The organism is Oceanobacillus sp. GQ8, assembly GCF_059758495.1.
In genome coordinates, this window is record NZ_JCAXEV010000003.1 from 559,556 (window position 1) to 576,338 (window position 16,783).

The following is a 16,783-nucleotide window of genomic DNA, read 5'->3' on the forward strand; positions in this document are numbered from 1 at the left end:
ATATGTATAGACAATTGTAATAAACAGGAGGGCTTAAACATGACTGTTTTTTCAAGTTATGATCGAAATCTTACATTTAATCATTTTAAAGAGGAAAAATTAGACTTACTGGTTATCGGTGGCGGAATTACCGGTGCAGGAATCTCACTGGACGCCGTGACTAGAGGCTTAAAGACAGGTTTAGTAGAAATGCAGGACTTTGCTGCAGGAACGTCAAGTCGTTCTACAAAGCTAGTACACGGAGGTCTGCGTTATTTAAAACAATTCGAAGTGAAAATGGTTGCAGAAGTAGGGAAAGAGCGCGCCATTGTTTATGAAAATGGGCCACATGTTACGACACCAGAATGGATGATGTTGCCATTTCATAAGGGCGGAACGTTCGGCCCACTAACTACAAACTTAGGGCTCCGCGTATATGATTTTCTTGCTGGCGTGAAAAAAGGCGAACGAAGACAAATGTTCAAACCGGAAGAAGCAATAGAAAGAGAGCCACTCATTAAACGTGATGAGTTAAGAGGGGCTGGGTTTTATGTTGAATATAAGACAGATGATGCTCGCCTAACGATTGAGGTACTAAAAAAGGCTGTGCAAAAAGGTGTCCATGCGGTCAACTATACAAAAGTTGTGGACTTCATTTACAATGACGCAAATAAAATTTCTGGTGTCGTTATGGAAGACACGATTACTGGTGAGCAACATAAAGTATACGCCAAGAAAATTATTAATGCAGGTGGCCCATGGGTCGATGAATTAAGGGAAATAGATGGCTCCAAAAAAGGAAAGGCACTCCATTTAACAAAAGGGGTTCATCTTGTTTTCCGTAAAGAAATCTTTCCGTTACAACAGGCAATTTACTTTGATACACCTGACGGAAGAATGGTCTTTGCAATCCCAAGAGATAATGTGACCTATGTAGGAACCACAGATACAACTTATAAAGGTGATATAGCCAATCCAAAAATGACGGAAGCGGATCGTGATTATATTATTGATGCGATTAATTATATGTTCCCTACTCTTGATATTAAAGCTGAGCATGTTGATTCCAGCTGGGCAGGTCTGCGTCCTTTAATTGCGGAAGCGGGTAATGATAACCCTAGTGAGATTTCACGTAAAGATGAAATTTTCGTTTCAGACACTGGACTTATATCAATGGCCGGTGGTAAGTTGACAGGTTATCGAAAAATGGCACAGCATGCAGTCGATAAAGTTACCAAACAATTGAAAGAAGAAGAAGGGATTCTTTATTCTGCATCTGAAACAGAGCATTTAGCCCTTTCTGGTGGAGAAGTTGGCGGCTCAAAAGGATTTAAGGACTTCAAAAATAGAAAAGTAAGTGAAGGCTTGGCACAGGGACTTGATGAGCAAACTGCTCTTATGTTGATTGAGAGGTACGGATCCAATTTTGATAAAGTTTTAGAACTATACGTTACAAATCAAGAGAAAGCTAAGACAGAAGATATTGATCCTATCGTATTTGCTGAACTTGTTTACGCATTGGAATATGAACTAGCTTATAAACCAGTTGACTTCTTTGTTCGTCGTACGGGTGCTTTGTTCTTTGAAATTGGATGGGTTAAAGCACACAAAGATAATGTAATTCGCTACATGGCAAAAGAATTGAAGTGGACAGATGATCAAACGAAGGCTTATACAGAAGAGCTGGAACAACTTTTACATGATGCTGTTACACCTGTTCAATCCTAACTGATGTTCATAATTTCGCTTGTTTGCGTGTTTTATTTGATTTGATACAGAATGATTGCCGGACAAATTGTTTGTCCGGCTTTTTTATGAGCCAGCTCCTTGATCTAGTTCTAAACTGTACCCTATATAATTTGACATCGTAATGTGGTATAATCTTTTCGTATGTAATTTAATTAGGGGGATATGCATGCAACAGGTGACAAAAGATAAGAAAGAACAGCAGAACAATGTTATCCCTTTTATTCCTGAAGGTGACTTTTATTTCACAAAAGGCATAGAGGCTTTTCAAAAACGTAAATTTGACATTGCAATCAAGTGGATGAAGAAAGCAACAGAAGCAAAGCCAGAAGATCCATTGTATCTTTGCCAAATGTCGGTTATATATACGGAAATCGGTGCATTTCACGCAGCAAATCAGCTATTAAATAAAGTACTGCAATCATCAGACTATGTAGATTGTTATTATTTACTTGCAAACAATTATGCCCATTTGGGTTTGCTTCATGATGCGAAAAAATTTGCGTTATCGTACCTTGAGCAAGAGCCTGAAGGGGATTTAAGTGAGGAAGCCAAAAGGTTGTTAGAACTCATTGATATCGATGAAGATGAAGAGGAAGACTGGGATTTAGAGGATGAGGATGAACTCCTTATTTATCAAGAAACCGTCTTTTATCATATGGAAAACATGGAATGGGAAAAGGCAATCCCGCTTATCGAGGAAATGATGACCCTATTTCCAGAGCACAAATTGACAAAACATGATTATACACAGGCCTTATTTTTCTCTGGTAATAAAGAAAAAGCGATTCAAATGGAGGAAGACATTCTTGATGAAGAACCAACTTCCCTATACAGTCACGTGAATCTTGCTTTGTTTTATTTCCAACAGGGAAAATACACGGAATATGAAGTCCATATTCAGGCATTACTAAATGTATATCCTATCCATGAGCAACAAAAACTGCGGATTGCTGTTACCCTTGCCCGTACGAATCGGTTTGAAGAAGCTTTTCAACGCTTTCTTCTCCTTTCAAAAGGCAAGTTAAAAGGACATCCTTCTTATTTTCGCTGGTATAGTGTTGCAGCATTTCATCATGGCGATAAGGAACGGGCCTATAAGCTTTGGGAAGAAGGTACGAAGAAATATCCTAAGCTAGCTAAAGAATCAGTGCCATGGGATTGAGCATTATATTAGACGAAATTACGTTTGTCTTATAAGCTTGATGTGGCTAATTAATAGAAGAAAAAGGGGCGATTGATATGTCCGAAGAACGTATGTATGATGTGATTATCGCAGGTGCTGGGCCTGCAGGAATGACTGCAGCGGTTTATGCATCTCGTGCAAATTTACAAACGCTTATGATTGAGCGGGGGATTCCTGGTGGCCAAATGGCCAACACGGAAGACGTGGAAAACTATCCTGGCTATGACCATATTTTAGGACCGGATTTATCCAATAAGATGTTTGACCATGCAAAGAAATTTGGTGCTGAATACGCTTATGGTGATATTAAAGAGGTAATTGACCATGGCGATTATAAGACCGTTGTGGCTGGTAAAAAGGAATACAACACCAGAGCGCTAATTATTACTACAGGTGCCCAGTACAAGAAACTTGGCATACCTGGTGAAGAAGAATTAGGTGGACGTGGTGTCTCTTATTGTGCTGTTTGTGATGGGGCATTCTTCAAGGAGAAAAATCTTATCGTCATCGGTGGCGGAGACTCTGCAGTTGAAGAAGGTATCTATCTGACACGCTTTGCTGATAAAGTTACCGTTGTGCATCGTCGTGATAAATTACGTGCACAAAAGATACTTCAAGAACGTGCATTTGACAATGATAAAATTGACTTTATCTGGAACACTGTTGTCGAAACCATTAATGGTAAAGATGGAAAAGTAGGTAGTGTAACATTAAAAGACACGCTTACAGGAGAAGTGAAAGAAGAAAACATTGATGGGGTCTTCATTTATATTGGGATGGTACCTTTAAGTGAGCCGTTCAAATCACTCGGTATCACGAATGAAGAAGGCTATATTCCCACGAATGAACACATGGAAACAAATGTATCTGGTGTTTTTGCAGCTGGAGATATTCGGGAAAAAACACTTCGACAAATTGTGACAGCTACAGGAGACGGCAGTGTAGCTGCCGAGGCTGCAATTAAGTATGTTGAAGACCTTCAAGAAGCATTGAAAACAACACAATCTTAGTATTGTTAAGTTATCTTTACTAAGAAGTAACTGCTTTTTAACGCTGCTGTAATACGCACGCAATAAAAATGGGGTACACTATAAATAACTAATTGACCCCCTTTTAATAGATAGATTAGTTTCTTGCACAGGTGCAGATGCACCTGTGTCTTTTTTTGTACGTTTGGTTAACCTAAACTTAAATTCAAATTAGGCATGTCTACTCAATAGCCAGTCTCGTTCTCTTGTCGAAAGATGACCAATTATATAGATATAGCGATTGGTAAAACCTTTACCTTGTTGGAATGATTTTTTTCATTGTATAATAGAAGAAGCGCGTTTAAGAAAAGCGGAGATTGCCCGTACGAAGGAACGCCGACTTAAAAACGACCCGTCCTAGGTGTCGGCAAGACACGGACCCGGATCCTCCGAGCCCAACAACATCCTCTTAAAAGATACGGAAAGAGGCGAATACAGAATGCAACGTGTAACCAATTGTATTGTTATAGAAGATAATCATGTTTTGTTAATAAAAAAGCCAAGGCGTGGATGGTACGCAATACCTGGCGGAAAAATGGAAGCCGGGGAATCGATAAAAGAAGCGGTCACCAGAGAATACTGTGAGGAAACAAATCTCCATCTAAAGGATCCTGAACTTGCAGGTGTATTCACCTTTTCGGTTGATACAGAAGATACTTTCATTCAGGAGTGGATGATGTTTACCTTTGTAGCATATGCATATAATGGAGAACTCACAGATAGTAGTCCAGAAGGTGAGCTAGAGTGGGTTCCATTGGAGAAAATAGAACAATTACCAATGGCAGAAGGGGATCGGAAAATCTTTCAACATGTCAAACGCTCACAAGAGTTGTTATACGGCGCTTTTACATATACGGAGGATTATCAACTTCTTGATGCCCGTTTGGACCCATCCTAGGGGCTAATCTGAATGGAGGAGATTGCAGATGGAAAGTAAACATACCGAAACTTCGCTGGTTATTATAACAGGGATGTCTGGTGCTGGGAAAACAGTAGCTATTCAAAGCTTTGAAGATCTAGGATACTACTGTGTGGACAATTTGCCACCAGCTTTACTGCCAAAATTTCTCGAATTAATGAGGGATTCAAGGAATAATATTCGAAAAGTAGCGCTTGTTATGGACTTGCGTGGCAGAGAGTTTTTTGATTCCCTGTTTGAAGCTTTAGACGTACTAGGAAAAGAAGACTGGCTGGAAGAGCATATTCTTTTCCTTGACGCGAAGGATGAAAAATTAGTTAGCAGATATAAAGAAACGAGAAGAGCGCATCCACTAGATGTTGGCGGTTTGCCATTGAATGGAATACGCCAAGAACGGGAAATTCTTGACCAACTAAGAGGAAGAGCACAACGTATAATTGATACGACTTCCTTAAAGCCAAAGGAATTACGTGAAAAAATCGTTCAAAAATATACGGAAGAAAAACAGGAGATTTTCTCGGTGCACATGGTATCTTTCGGTTTTAAATATGGATTGCCAATCGATGCAGATTTAGTCTTTGATGTACGTTTTCTTCCTAATCCGCACTATGTACCAACATTACAGCCATTAACCGGGTTGAATAAAGATGTTTCTTCCTATGTTTTCAAATGGTCTGAAACACAGGTATTTAATGAAAAGGTACTTGATCTTCTGCAATTTATGCTGCCACAGTATAAAAAAGAAGGAAAATCTCAGCTTGTCGTAGCTATTGGCTGTACAGGCGGACAGCATCGTTCCGTGGCCCTTTCTGAGTTTTTTGCCAATGAATTGTCCTCTTCGTATATAACACATGTAACCCACAGAGATATTGACAAAAGAAAGGGACAGTAATATGACACAACAAGCTTTACCAAAGGTTGTCGTTGTGGGAGGCGGCACAGGGATGCCGGTCCTTTTGCGAGGATTAAAGAATTTACCAATTCATCTAACTGCGCTTGTGACGGTAGCCGATGATGGCGGGAGTACAGGAAGACTAAGATCTGAAATGGCGATCCCTGCACCTGGAGATATTCGCAATGTGATTGCAGCTCTTTCAGATGCCGAGCCTATGCTTATTGAGCTATTTCAGCACAGATTTAATGCAGGAAATGGCTTATCAGGTCATTCAATGGGAAACCTGTTGTTGGCAGCCATGACTGCCATAACAGGTAATTTTAATACAGGGATAAAAGAGATTTCCCGTGTACTGAATGTGAAAGGGAAGATCTATCCTATCTCAAACGACAATATGTCGCTTCACGCAAAGATGAAGGATGGTACCATTGTTTCTGGGGAATCGAATATTCCATTATCCAATAAACAAATTGATCGTGTGTTTTTAAGTCCACAACCCGTCCAGCCCTTGCCAAACGCAGTCAGAGCGATTGAAAATGCTGACCTTGTGGTGATCGCACCAGGAAGCTTATATACAAGTATTATGCCGACTGTCATTATGCCAAAGATTGATGAGGCAATTCGCGAAACAAAGGGAAAAGTTGTCTATGTCTGTAATGTCATGACCCAGGCAGGAGAAACAACTGGTTACACTGCTTCCAACCATGTACAGGCTATACGGGACCATATTGGGGAGGATAGTGTAGATGCTATCGTGGTACATAATGAGCCAATCGTTCGCTCCGTACGGGAAATCTATGCGGAAGAAAATGCTGAGCCGGTTATTTATGACACAGATCAACTCCTTAAAATGGGACTACAAATTATTGAAGGAGATATTATAAACCATTCCCAGAAAATGCTGAGACACGATAATACGAAAGTAGCACAATTGCTTTATTCGATTTTATAGAGAAATTTCAGCAGGAAGTAAACAAAGCCAGCAAAAGTAATTGGGAAATAGAGAGGGGGGATACCCAATGTCATTTGCATCAGAAATAAAGAAGGAATTAACAGCAATAGAGGTGGATGAATGCTGTAAAAAGGCAGAACTAGCAGCACTCATTCGCATGAATGGGGCCATTTCCTTATCAAAACAAAAATATGTGCTTGATGTACAAACAGAAAATGCTGCGATTGCCAGGAGAATTTACACCTTAATTAAATCCCTCTATCATCTGCCTGTCGAACTACTCGTACGCAAAAAAATGAAGCTAAAAAAGAATAATGTCTATATTGTACGGATGAAGGAAGAAGTACAGGACTTACTTGTAGATCTAGAGATTTTAACAACGAAGCATACATTTAGTAGGTCCATTTCTAGCAACTATATGAAGAAAACGTGTTGCAAGAAATCCTATTTGCGTGGTGCTTTCCTTGCAGGTGGTTCGATTAATAATCCAGAAACTTCTTCTTACCATTTGGAGATATTTAACTTTTACCAAGAGCATAACGATGCACTCTGTGAGCTTATAAATGAGTTTGGGCTTCATGCTAGAATGTTAGAGCGGAAGAATGGCTTCATTGTGTATATTAAGGAAGCAGAGAAGATTACGGAGTTTCTAAGTATCATTGGGGCACATAATGCTTTATTTAAGTTTGAGGATGTCCGGATTGTAAGAGATATGCGTAATTCTGTTAATCGTCTCGTTAATTGTGAAACCGCCAATCTAAATAAAACAATTGGTGCTGCATTCCGTCAGATTGAAAACATTAATTTGATTGAGCGGACTGTAGGCTTAGATCAGCTACCAGAAAAATTACGTGAAATTGCTGTATTACGTGTGCAACATCAGGATGTTTCATTAAAAGAGCTTGGTGAACTAGTAAGCAGTGGCAAAATTTCTAAATCTGGCGTTAATCACCGACTTAAGAAAATAGATGAATTTGCTGAAAAAATTAAGCGTGGAGACCTATTAGAGAACGGGTAAGGATTTTCTTTTTTAGGTCTCCATGATATAATACGAATAATTTAAAAAATTTAAAGATATAATGCTTTATAGATCCGGTATGGGGATGCCAAACCGGATAGTTTTTCACTTCAAATGATAACGCTTACGTAGAGAAGGGTGATGTCGATGCAGGAGAAACAAGTTAAGGTGGAGTTACCAACAGGATTGCAGGCTAGACCAGCTGCAGAATTTGTACAACTGGCAAACCGTTTCAGTTCTCATTTGTATTTAGAAAAAGAAGGCAAGCGGGTAAATGCTAAAAGTATCATGGGCTTAATGAGTTTAGCAGTCGCCAGTGATGAGGAGATTATTATCTTTGGTGATGGAGAAGACGAAGATAAGGCTATCCATGAGTTAGCTGCCTTTGTAACAGAATAAAATCCCTTTCTTAACGAAAGGGATTTTTTGTACCTTAGGGATGATAAAATGCTTGTTAGGAGCAAGTACGGTTCAATTAGATCCTTAGTAAAAGAAAAATGTCCCCCTTCGCTACAAGATGAGCGATGGGGGACATTTTTAATTTCCAATTATTTATCTGTATTACGTTCTAAAATCTTGTCAATTAGACCATAGTCAACTGATCTTTGAGCTGTCATAAAGTTATCGCGATCTGTATCACGCTCAATAACTTCAATTGGCTGTCCAGTACGTTCAGATAGGATTTCATTAATTTTTTCACGCATCTGAATGATACGTTTTGCATGAATTTCAATATCAGTAGCTTGACCTTGCGTACCGCCAAGTGGCTGATGAATCATAACTTCACTATTAGGAAGTGCATAACGCTTTCCTTTTTCACCTGCTGCAAGTAGGAATGCTCCCATTGATGCTGCCATCCCAGTACAGATGGTAGAAACATCTGATTTGATAAACTGCATTGTATCAAAAATAGCCATACCCGCTGTGATTGATCCACCAGGTGAGTTGATGTATAGGGAAATATCTTTCTCAGGATCTTCTGCCTCAAGGAAAAGCAATTGTGCTACGATCGAATTTGCTACATTATCATCAATCGCACTTCCCAGCATAATAATGCGGTCTTTTAATAGACGTGAGTAAATATCATAGGCGCGTTCTCCACGATTCGTTTGTTCAATAACTGTAGGAATTAAATTCATTTGTAAATCCTCCTTCAATTGTTTCACTTTTATCCATGTTTTGGATTGGATATACTTATCATACCTAATAGGTCAAAAAAGGTCAAATAAAATAGTTCGACAGGTTTCACCTTATTAGTAGAGCGGTATGTATTCCGCCTTAACTGGCTTAAGACCACCACTTTAAAAATGCAGGGGAAATCCATCATACAAAGTGGGGGCAACTGCCAGAAAAGGTCTGATTCGTTCAACTAACATTTGGTAGGGAAGATAGGGAACACCCTCATCAAATGAAGTTTCACTTTATACTCATTCCATCTTTCCCTTATTCTAAGGAAAATAAACCCATCTCCTCATCGTGATGTTTCGGGGGTACGAGACGGGGGAGGAGATGGGTAGATCTTAATTCACGTCGTCATAAAATTATTGTTTTAATCGAGGATCTAGGGCATCCCTTAGTCCATCGCCAAATAAATTAAAGCCAAGGACGACAAAGAAAATTGCAAGACCCGGAAAGGCAACAACCCAAGGAGCATTTTGTATCGCAGCCCGTCCATCACTTAACATTGCACCCCATTCAGGTGTTGGCGGCTGAGCACCAAGACCAAGGAAGCTCAATCCAGCTGCATCCAATATGGCAGTTCCAACGCCGAGTGTAGCCTGCACGATGATCGGTGCAACACAATTTGGAAGAACATGCTGTATAAGAATTCTGCCATGTTTAGCCCCAATTGATTTAGCTGCCTCAATATATTCATTCTCTTTAATAGATAACACTGCCGAACGTACAATCCTCGCAAATTGTGGAATTCCCACAATCCCAACCGCAATCATAGCATTTTGTAAACTCGGACCAAGTACAGCAACCAATGCGATTGCCATGAGAATACTTGGGAATGCCATCATAATGTCAATAAAGCGCATGACGATTTGATCAATCCAACGTCCATAATAGCCAGCGATTCCTCCAAGTAAAACACCAATAGCGAGTGAAATACCTACCGCAATGACTCCAATTTGGATAGAGATCCTTGTCCCAAAAACAATCCTAGAAAATATGTCTCTGCCAAGTTCGTCTGTTCCGAGTAAATGGTCTGACGAGGGGGCCTGATAGCGATTGACGATATCTTGGGCAGTCGGGCTATGTGTAGCAATCACAGGTGCCAGAATAGCAGTTAGAACAAGTAACACAATGATAATCACACCGATAAGGGCTGTTTTACTCTTTATTATTCGAAACCCCGCTTCAAGCCACAAGGGAATAGGTTTAGAAGCTTTTATGGATTCTCCACTGGCTGTATTTGTTACGGGTTCTGGAGTAGGCGCCATCTTAATCACATCCTTTCAAATGTCCTGCAACGCAATTATTCATAACGAATCCTCGGATCAAAATACTTATACAGGAGGTCTGTTAATAAGTTAACGAGTACAAATATCGTTGCGACAATTAAGATTGTGCTTTGCACAACGGGATAATCCCTTCCCAAAACGGCCAAATACACATATCGTCCGATGCCTGGCCATGAAAATATCGTTTCGGTAAGCACGGCCCCTCCTAGCAATAGACCGAATTGCAATCCGATAACTGTAAGTACAGGAAGAAAAGCATTTTTTAAGGCATGGTGAAAGATAATCAGTCGTGTTTTTAATCCCTTGGCATCTGCGGTACGAATATAGTCTTGCTTCATCACTTCCAACATGCTGGAGCGTGTCATTCGTGCAATAATAGCCATTGGTATAGTCCCTAAAGCGATACCAGGCATTAGTAAATGTAAAAAGGCATCTTTAAATGCACGGAAATTCCCTGTCAAAAGACTATCTAGCAGATAGAAATTTGTTATGGTATTTATTTCGATGCCTGGTGTCAGTCTGCCAGAAGGGGGGAGAATATTTAGTTTGACGGAGAAGAACCAAATCATCATAAGACCAAGCCAGAAGATGGGGAGTGACACACCAAATAAAGCTCCTGTCATACTGATGTTATCAAACCAGGAATATTGCTTTACTGCTGCAATTACACCCGCGAGAATACCGATGCTGACAGCAAGTAACATAGCAAATAAGGTCAGCTCTACAGTTGCTGGTAGCTTATGTAACAATTCATATCCAATGGATTCCTTTGATTGGATAGATTGTCCCAAATCTCCCTGAAGTATATCCCCTAAAAAACGACCGTATTGAACAATGTACGGATCGTTCAGCCCGAGCTCTTGGCGTAACGCACTCAACTGCTCCTCTGTTGCCTTTTCTCCAAGCATACTACGTGCAGGATCGCCAGGAATTAAATGAATGAGTGAGAACGTAATAATGGATACACCAATAAGAACAGGTATGAGCATCAGCAAGCGTTTGGTAATATATTTTAGCATCAAACACACCTCCTTTTATTGGAATGGCGCCGTTGTAGTCCCACGGCACCATTCCTGTTGAAAATTACTCTTGAATATCCAGCATATTAAAAGGTTCACTTCCAGTTGAGTGTGGCACATAATTAACAACTTTGTTGTTTGCTGCGATTGGCGGTGTTGTATGGGCAATTGGGAACCATGGTGCATCCTCATGAATTATTTTTTGTGCTTCCAAGTATAATTCTGTTCGTTTTTCTTGGTCCATCTCGGTTTGGGCTGCCTTCAATAAATCATGAACTTCATCACTCTTATAGAATGCAATATTTCCAGCTGAACCCATTTTTGCATTGTCCTTATCGAGTAAAACATAGAGGAAATTGTCTGGATCTCCGTTATCGCCGGTCCAGCCTAAAAACGCCATGTCATGTTCGCCATTTTCTGTTAGAGACAAATGTGTGTCCCAATCACTTTCAATGACCTCTACATTAATGTTTACTTCTTTTAGCATTTCTTGGATTGCTTGTGCACTTACTTTAGGTTGAGGCATGTATGGTCTTGGGTTAGAGAACGTATTTAATGTAATATCAAAACCATCAGCGTAGCCTGCTTCCGCGAGCAGTTCTTTCGCTTTGTCTACATCATATCCATAGTCTTCAATGTCGTCATTATATCCCCATAACGAAGGTGGAAGAGGGTTTTTAGCAGGCTTGCCGATTCCTTCGTAAAGGGAGACAAGCTTTTCTTTATCGATAGCCAAGTTAATCGCCTGACGGACAGCTTTTTCAGCAAGTGGACCCTCTTTATCCGTGTTCATCGCCATATAACTAATATTCATGGATGGGCGTTCGATAATCTGTAAGCTTTCATCAGCATCTATCGTTTGAATATCCTGAGGGTTTAACCCTGTCATCATATCAATGGAACCTGACTGCAGTTCCATAAAACGCGCACCATTATCAGGAATCGTACGGAAGATAACTTTATCTACCTTTGCTGTATCTCCAAAATAGTCATTGTTTTTTGTAACCGTAATGCTGTCATCTGGTACCCATTCGCTGAATACAAATGGTCCTGTTCCAACAGGGTTTTTGAAATAATCTTCTCCATGTTCTTCAACAGCTTTAGGGCTTGCAATTCCGAAAGGAGGCATTGCAAGGGTTTGTAAAAATGGAGCATTAGGTTCACTTAGCGTGAAGGTTACCTCGTAGTCACTAGTAGCTTCCACGGATTCTATAATCCCACCTAAGTCCTCTTCCGAAGCTCCGAACATGTAGCCGTAATAAATATATTCCGCAGATGTAGCCCAACGCTCGAAATTAAATACAACATCTTCTGCTGTGAAATCATTTCCGTCATGGAAAGTTACATCATCTCTAAGCTTAAAAGTCCAGGTTAACCCGTCTTCACTAGGCGTCCACTCTGTTGCTAGTGCAGGTTTTACTTCCGTACTGTCTTCCTCGTAACGTACAAGTGTGTCATAAATTTGATTTGTAACATAAATTGATTCGCCATCGGTTACTTTTGATGGGTCTAATTGAATGGAATCCGCACCACGACCGAATATAAGTGTTTTTTCACCAGCTACATCTTCTGTGCCGTCCTCATTTGCTGATTCTTCATTGGATTCTTCATTACTAGAATCCGTGTCATCTCCAGTACATGCACTGACAGCAAGCAGCATTGCAAACAACAAGACCAGTATTCCTAACCATTTTTTGTTTATCACTATTTATCCCCCTCGTATGATTTCTTTCAACGTTTCTAGAAGCAAAATGATTAATTCACCACCTCCTTTGCAAAGTGGCAGGCAGCCATTTGCCCTGTTAAAGACACTTGTTTCATAGTTGGCTTTTCACTGCGGCAAATTGCTTCTGCGAATGGACAACGAGTATGAAACTTGCACCCCTTTGGTGGATTCGCTGGGGATGGTAGATCACCTTTTAAGATGATTCTCTCCTTTTCTTGATGAGGGTTTGCTTTTGGTACAGCAGATAGAAGTGCCTGTGTATAAGGATGCTTAGGAGATTGATAGACTTCTGCTGCCTCTCCAATCTCAACCAGTTCACCTAAATACATAACCGCCACTCGATCACTAATATGATGGATAACACTTAAATCATGAGCAATAAAAATGTACGTTAGTTTAAACTCCTCTTGAAGTTCTTCTAACAGGTTTATAACTTGGGCTTGAATGGATACATCTAAGGCGGAAACCGGTTCATCACATATGACAAGTTCAGGATCTAGTGCCAATGAACGGGCAATCCCGATACGCTGCCTCTGTCCGCCACTAAACTCGTGGGGATAGCGTGATTTGTGATAGGAACTTAAGCCAACTACATCTAGTAAGCGGTCCAGCTTTTGCTTACGTGCTGCTTTTTCCATCTGAAATATTTTCATTGGCTCCGTAATGATCTGCTCAATTGTCTTCCTTGGATTCAGGGAAGCATAAGGATCCTGAAAAATTAGCTGCATTTCCTGTCGCAGCTTTCGCATACGTTCACCGCGAAAAGCCGTTATATCCTCTCCTTTATAGATGAGCTGTCCCTCTGTTGGTTCGGTCAATTTTAAAATAGATCTACCAGCAGTAGATTTGCCACAGCCACTTTCCCCCACAAGTCCCAGTGTTTCTCCAGCTTTTACAGTGAAAGAGATGTCATCCACTGCTTTTACCATGTCTTTATTACGTGAAAATAGCGAAGTACCTTTTGTAGGAAAATGCTTTTTAAGACCTTTCACTTCCAATAGGGGTTTCATTGAAGGATTCCTCCTCGCTAATAACTTTGTCATGAAGGAAGCATCTAACTGCATGGTTATCTTCTACATTCTTTAACTCGGGATCTGCATGCAGACAGCTTTCCATTGCAAATTTACATCGTGGTGCAAAATTGCAGCCAGTAGGGAGAGAACGCAAATCAGGTGGCATCCCGGAAATAGCTTCAAGTTTTTGCTTCTTTTCAGTGATTTTAGGAATCGAGTGCATGAGACCAAGTGTATAAGGGTGTTTTCCATTATCGAATAACTTTTTTGTCTCCGTGTACTCTGCTGGCTTTCCAGCGTACATTACCATCACCCTGTCACAAACTTCGGCGACCACTCCAAGATCATGTGTAATCATAACGAGTGCCATATCGAGTTCTTTCTGCATTTTCTTAAATAACTCCAAAATTTGCGCTTGAATGGTTACGTCTAAAGCGGTAGTTGGCTCATCTGCAATGAGCAGAGACGGATTACATGATAAAGCGATTGCGATCATAACCCGTTGCCTCATTCCCCCACTGAATTCATGAGGGTAATTACGAATCCTGTTTCGTGCATCGGGAATTCCAACGAGATCTAGTAACTCCAATGCCCGATCAAATGCCTGTTTTCTAGTTAGCTTTTCATGTGCCAAAATGGTTTCAACCAGCTGTCTTTCTACGGTAAGTACTGGGTTAAGGGAAGTCATCGGATCCTGAAAAACCATTGCAATTTCCTTTCCACGTATGGCTCTCATCTCCTTGGGTGATTTTCTTAATAAGTCTTCTCCCTTAAATAAAACCTCTCCTTCCACAATCCGGCCAGGGGGAGAGGGTATCAGTCCAAGAATAGATAATGCCGTGATACTTTTTCCAGAACCGGATTCGCCAACTATTCCTAGTGTTTCTCCAGGTTTCACAGAAAAGTCCACCCCGTCAACTGCCTTCACCACACCGGACTTGGTAAAAAAATGTGTATGCAGGTTTCTTACTTCAAGAAGTGATGAATCAATTTGCATAGGACTCCTCCTCATAGATTGCTGCTAATAAATTATATGAAACATGCCCACGGTTTAATAACTTACTAGTTAAAAAACAGTACTTTCGTGCCTTTTTTTTATAAAAAGCTTGTATCTAATATTCAGGGGCGTTATAATAGCCTATGTGTCTTATTTTAAAAATAGAATTTGCGCCCGTAGCTCAGTTGGATAGAGCACTGGTTTCCGGTACCAGGTTTGTCGGGGGTTCGAATCCCTTCGGGCGCGCTATAAAAAGAAAGAGACAGCTCTTGGAAAAAAACCAAGAGCTGTCTCTTTTTCATTTATCTTCGTTCAACTAACAATCAGTGGGGGAAGAATGAAACCCCCACTGATTGAAGTTTCACTTTATAAGGAATGTATTATTTCGTCGGCCGCTTCGTCGATGGATAAATAGTCCGTGTTAATTTTTAGATGGTATTCCTGGTAGACTTTTTCTCTAGCATGAAACAGAGTTTTCATTTCATCAAGACTCTTCCCTTGTAGCACGGGTCTTGTCTCGATGAGTTGTTCACACCGATCGACCCATTTATCCCAGGATAGTTCCAAATGGATAACATAACAGGATGCCATACAAATTTCTCTCACTTCAGGCTGCAGAAACGCTCCGCCTCCTAAAGATAGAACCTTCTTTTTTTCCTGACTATAAGATTGAATCATTTCTTTTTCCTTTTCCCGAAAATATTCTTCGCCATATTTACGAAAAATTTCCGGCACAGGAAGCTGTTGTGCTCTTTCAATCTCTGCATCGATATCGATGAGTTGTCTCCCTGTTTTTTTCGCTAAGGCTTGTCCTATAGATGTTTTCCCAACCCCCATAAATCCAGTTAAAGCAATGCTCTTCTTGTCTTCTCGCTCCATGGTCACCCTCATTTCGCAATGTAATTAATTTATTCTAGTATAGGGGAAAGATATCATATTGTAACGTTGTATGGTAAGAGATTCACCTTTTTTATAATATAAAGAGACAGCTTGTAAATTATCTGAAAATGTTGGGCTAAAATGATAGAATAGGTTTAGAGAAATACTACTGGAGGATAACAAATGAAACCAATAAAGGTACAACACATTACAATAGGAGAAGGGACCCCAAAAATAATTGTTCCCATTACAGGAGACTCTGAGAGCGAATTGCTGGAAGAGATCGCTTATATTAAAGAGCTGAATCCGGATATTATTGAATGGCGGGCAGATACTTTTAATAGAGTGGCAGATTACGCTGCAGTAGAGCATATGCTAAGCCTAATTCGCGAGAAGGTACCTAACACACCACTGTTATTTACCTTTCGAACCGAACAAGAGGGCGGTAATTGCCCTATGTCCTTAGTGGACTATTTTAATCTAATAAAAGCTGTACTCGATACAAAACGAGTAGAACTCGTAGATATGGAATTACTTACAGATGAAACCATGCTACGAGAAATGATGAACCATGCAAAACAGCAAGGCGTAAAGGTTATCCTGTCTAACCATGAATTCACCCACACACCTGCAAAGGAAACCTTGCTTTTTCGTTTGCAAAAAATGGTTTCAATTGGTGCAGATATTCCTAAAATTGCCGTAATGCCACAAACGGTGAAGGATTTGCTAACACTATTGGATGTGACCCAGGAGGCGAAGGAATCAGGACTGCCTGTCATTACTATGGCGATGGGGAAACTAGGTTTATTAAGCCGTCTGTCCGGAGAAGTTTTTGGAAGTGCTGCTACATTTGCTGCAGGAAAGCAACAATCTGCACCTGGTCAGATTTCCGTCTCACAACTAAGAGAGGTACAAGATATTATCCATCAACATTCCTAAAATATTAAAGAGGTGAGAA

16 protein-coding genes and 1 tRNA gene are annotated in these 16,783 nt (G+C 40.3%); 10 read left to right on the plus strand and 7 right to left on the minus strand.

Features of this window, described 5'->3' with window-relative positions; translation table 11 throughout:
* Positions 1-39: 39 nt before the first annotated feature.
* From AC6CHS_RS11585 to AC6CHS_RS11620, 8 genes are all read left to right on the plus strand, one after another.
* Positions 40-1,707 carry a glycerol-3-phosphate dehydrogenase/oxidase gene (locus AC6CHS_RS11585; RefSeq protein WP_498236207.1) on the plus strand — a complete coding sequence of 556 codons (1,668 nt, stop codon included), beginning with the start codon at positions 40-42 and terminating at the stop codon, positions 1,705-1,707.
* Between the two features lie 187 nt (positions 1,708-1,894).
* Positions 1,895-2,890: a tetratricopeptide repeat protein gene (locus AC6CHS_RS11590; protein ID WP_498236209.1), complete on the plus strand. Its 996-nt coding sequence runs from the start codon at positions 1,895-1,897 to the stop codon at positions 2,888-2,890.
* A gap of 77 nt (positions 2,891-2,967) precedes the next feature.
* Entirely contained in the window at positions 2,968-3,921 is a 954-nt protein-coding gene (gene trxB / locus AC6CHS_RS11595) for a thioredoxin-disulfide reductase (protein ID WP_498236211.1), read from the plus strand.
* Between the two features lie 457 nt (positions 3,922-4,378).
* A complete protein-coding gene (locus AC6CHS_RS11600) occupies positions 4,379-4,837 on the plus strand; it encodes an NUDIX hydrolase (protein WP_498236213.1) in 459 nt (152 codons plus the stop codon).
* 28 nt (positions 4,838-4,865) lie between these two features.
* Entirely contained in the window at positions 4,866-5,750 is an 885-nt protein-coding gene (rapZ, locus tag AC6CHS_RS11605; protein WP_498236214.1) for an RNase adapter RapZ, read from the plus strand.
* A gap of 1 nt (position 5,751) precedes the next feature.
* Positions 5,752-6,705 carry a gluconeogenesis morphogenetic factor MgfK gene (gene mgfK / locus AC6CHS_RS11610; protein WP_058950489.1) on the plus strand — a complete coding sequence of 318 codons (954 nt, stop codon included), beginning with the start codon at positions 5,752-5,754 and terminating at the stop codon, positions 6,703-6,705.
* A gap of 67 nt (positions 6,706-6,772) precedes the next feature.
* Positions 6,773-7,723 carry a DNA-binding protein WhiA gene (whiA, locus tag AC6CHS_RS11615; protein ID WP_036575036.1) on the plus strand — a complete coding sequence of 317 codons (951 nt, stop codon included), beginning with the start codon at positions 6,773-6,775 and terminating at the stop codon, positions 7,721-7,723.
* A gap of 147 nt (positions 7,724-7,870) precedes the next feature.
* Positions 7,871-8,122, plus strand: coding sequence for an HPr family phosphocarrier protein (locus tag AC6CHS_RS11620; RefSeq protein WP_498236216.1), 252 nt, complete (start codon positions 7,871-7,873; stop codon positions 8,120-8,122).
* A gap of 149 nt (positions 8,123-8,271) precedes the next feature.
* Here AC6CHS_RS11620 and clpP read toward each other — a convergent pair whose 3' ends face one another.
* The 6 genes from clpP to AC6CHS_RS11650 form a co-directional block, all read right to left on the minus strand.
* Positions 8,272-8,880, minus strand: coding sequence for an ATP-dependent Clp endopeptidase proteolytic subunit ClpP (gene clpP / locus AC6CHS_RS11625; RefSeq protein WP_259343651.1), 609 nt, complete (start codon positions 8,878-8,880; stop codon positions 8,272-8,274).
* Between the two features lie 384 nt (positions 8,881-9,264).
* On the minus strand, positions 9,265-10,170 hold the full coding sequence (nikC, locus tag AC6CHS_RS11630; protein WP_498236218.1) for a nickel transporter permease: 906 nt from the start codon (positions 10,168-10,170) through the stop codon (positions 9,265-9,267).
* 35 nt (positions 10,171-10,205) lie between these two features.
* Complete coding sequence (locus AC6CHS_RS11635; protein ID WP_498236220.1) at positions 10,206-11,210, minus strand: ABC transporter permease; 1,005 nt, start codon at positions 11,208-11,210, stop codon at positions 10,206-10,208.
* A 64-nt stretch (positions 11,211-11,274) separates the two neighbouring features.
* Positions 11,275-12,915, minus strand: a complete 1,641-nt coding sequence (locus AC6CHS_RS11640; protein ID WP_498236222.1) for an ABC transporter substrate-binding protein — start codon at positions 12,913-12,915, stop codon at positions 11,275-11,277.
* A gap of 50 nt (positions 12,916-12,965) precedes the next feature.
* Positions 12,966-13,946, minus strand: a complete 981-nt coding sequence (locus tag AC6CHS_RS11645; RefSeq protein WP_498236223.1) for an ABC transporter ATP-binding protein — start codon at positions 13,944-13,946, stop codon at positions 12,966-12,968.
* Positions 13,915-14,946 carry an ABC transporter ATP-binding protein gene (locus AC6CHS_RS11650; RefSeq protein WP_498236225.1) on the minus strand — a complete coding sequence of 344 codons (1,032 nt, stop codon included), beginning with the start codon at positions 14,944-14,946 and terminating at the stop codon, positions 13,915-13,917. Before AC6CHS_RS11650 ends, AC6CHS_RS11645 begins: the two co-directional genes overlap by 32 nt.
* Before the next feature lie 170 nt (positions 14,947-15,116).
* On the opposite strand from AC6CHS_RS11650, the gene AC6CHS_RS11655 reads away from it, so the two are divergent.
* Positions 15,117-15,192, plus strand: a tRNA-Arg gene (locus AC6CHS_RS11655).
* 120 nt (positions 15,193-15,312) lie between these two features.
* On the opposite strand, the gene AC6CHS_RS11660 is transcribed toward AC6CHS_RS11655, so the two are convergent.
* Positions 15,313-15,825: a shikimate kinase gene (locus AC6CHS_RS11660; RefSeq protein WP_498236227.1), complete on the minus strand. Its 513-nt coding sequence runs from the start codon at positions 15,823-15,825 to the stop codon at positions 15,313-15,315.
* A gap of 183 nt (positions 15,826-16,008) precedes the next feature.
* Between AC6CHS_RS11660 and aroD the strand changes: the two genes are divergently transcribed.
* Positions 16,009-16,764: a type I 3-dehydroquinate dehydratase gene (gene aroD, locus AC6CHS_RS11665; RefSeq protein WP_498236229.1), complete on the plus strand. Its 756-nt coding sequence runs from the start codon at positions 16,009-16,011 to the stop codon at positions 16,762-16,764.
* Positions 16,765-16,783 lie beyond the last annotated feature (19 nt).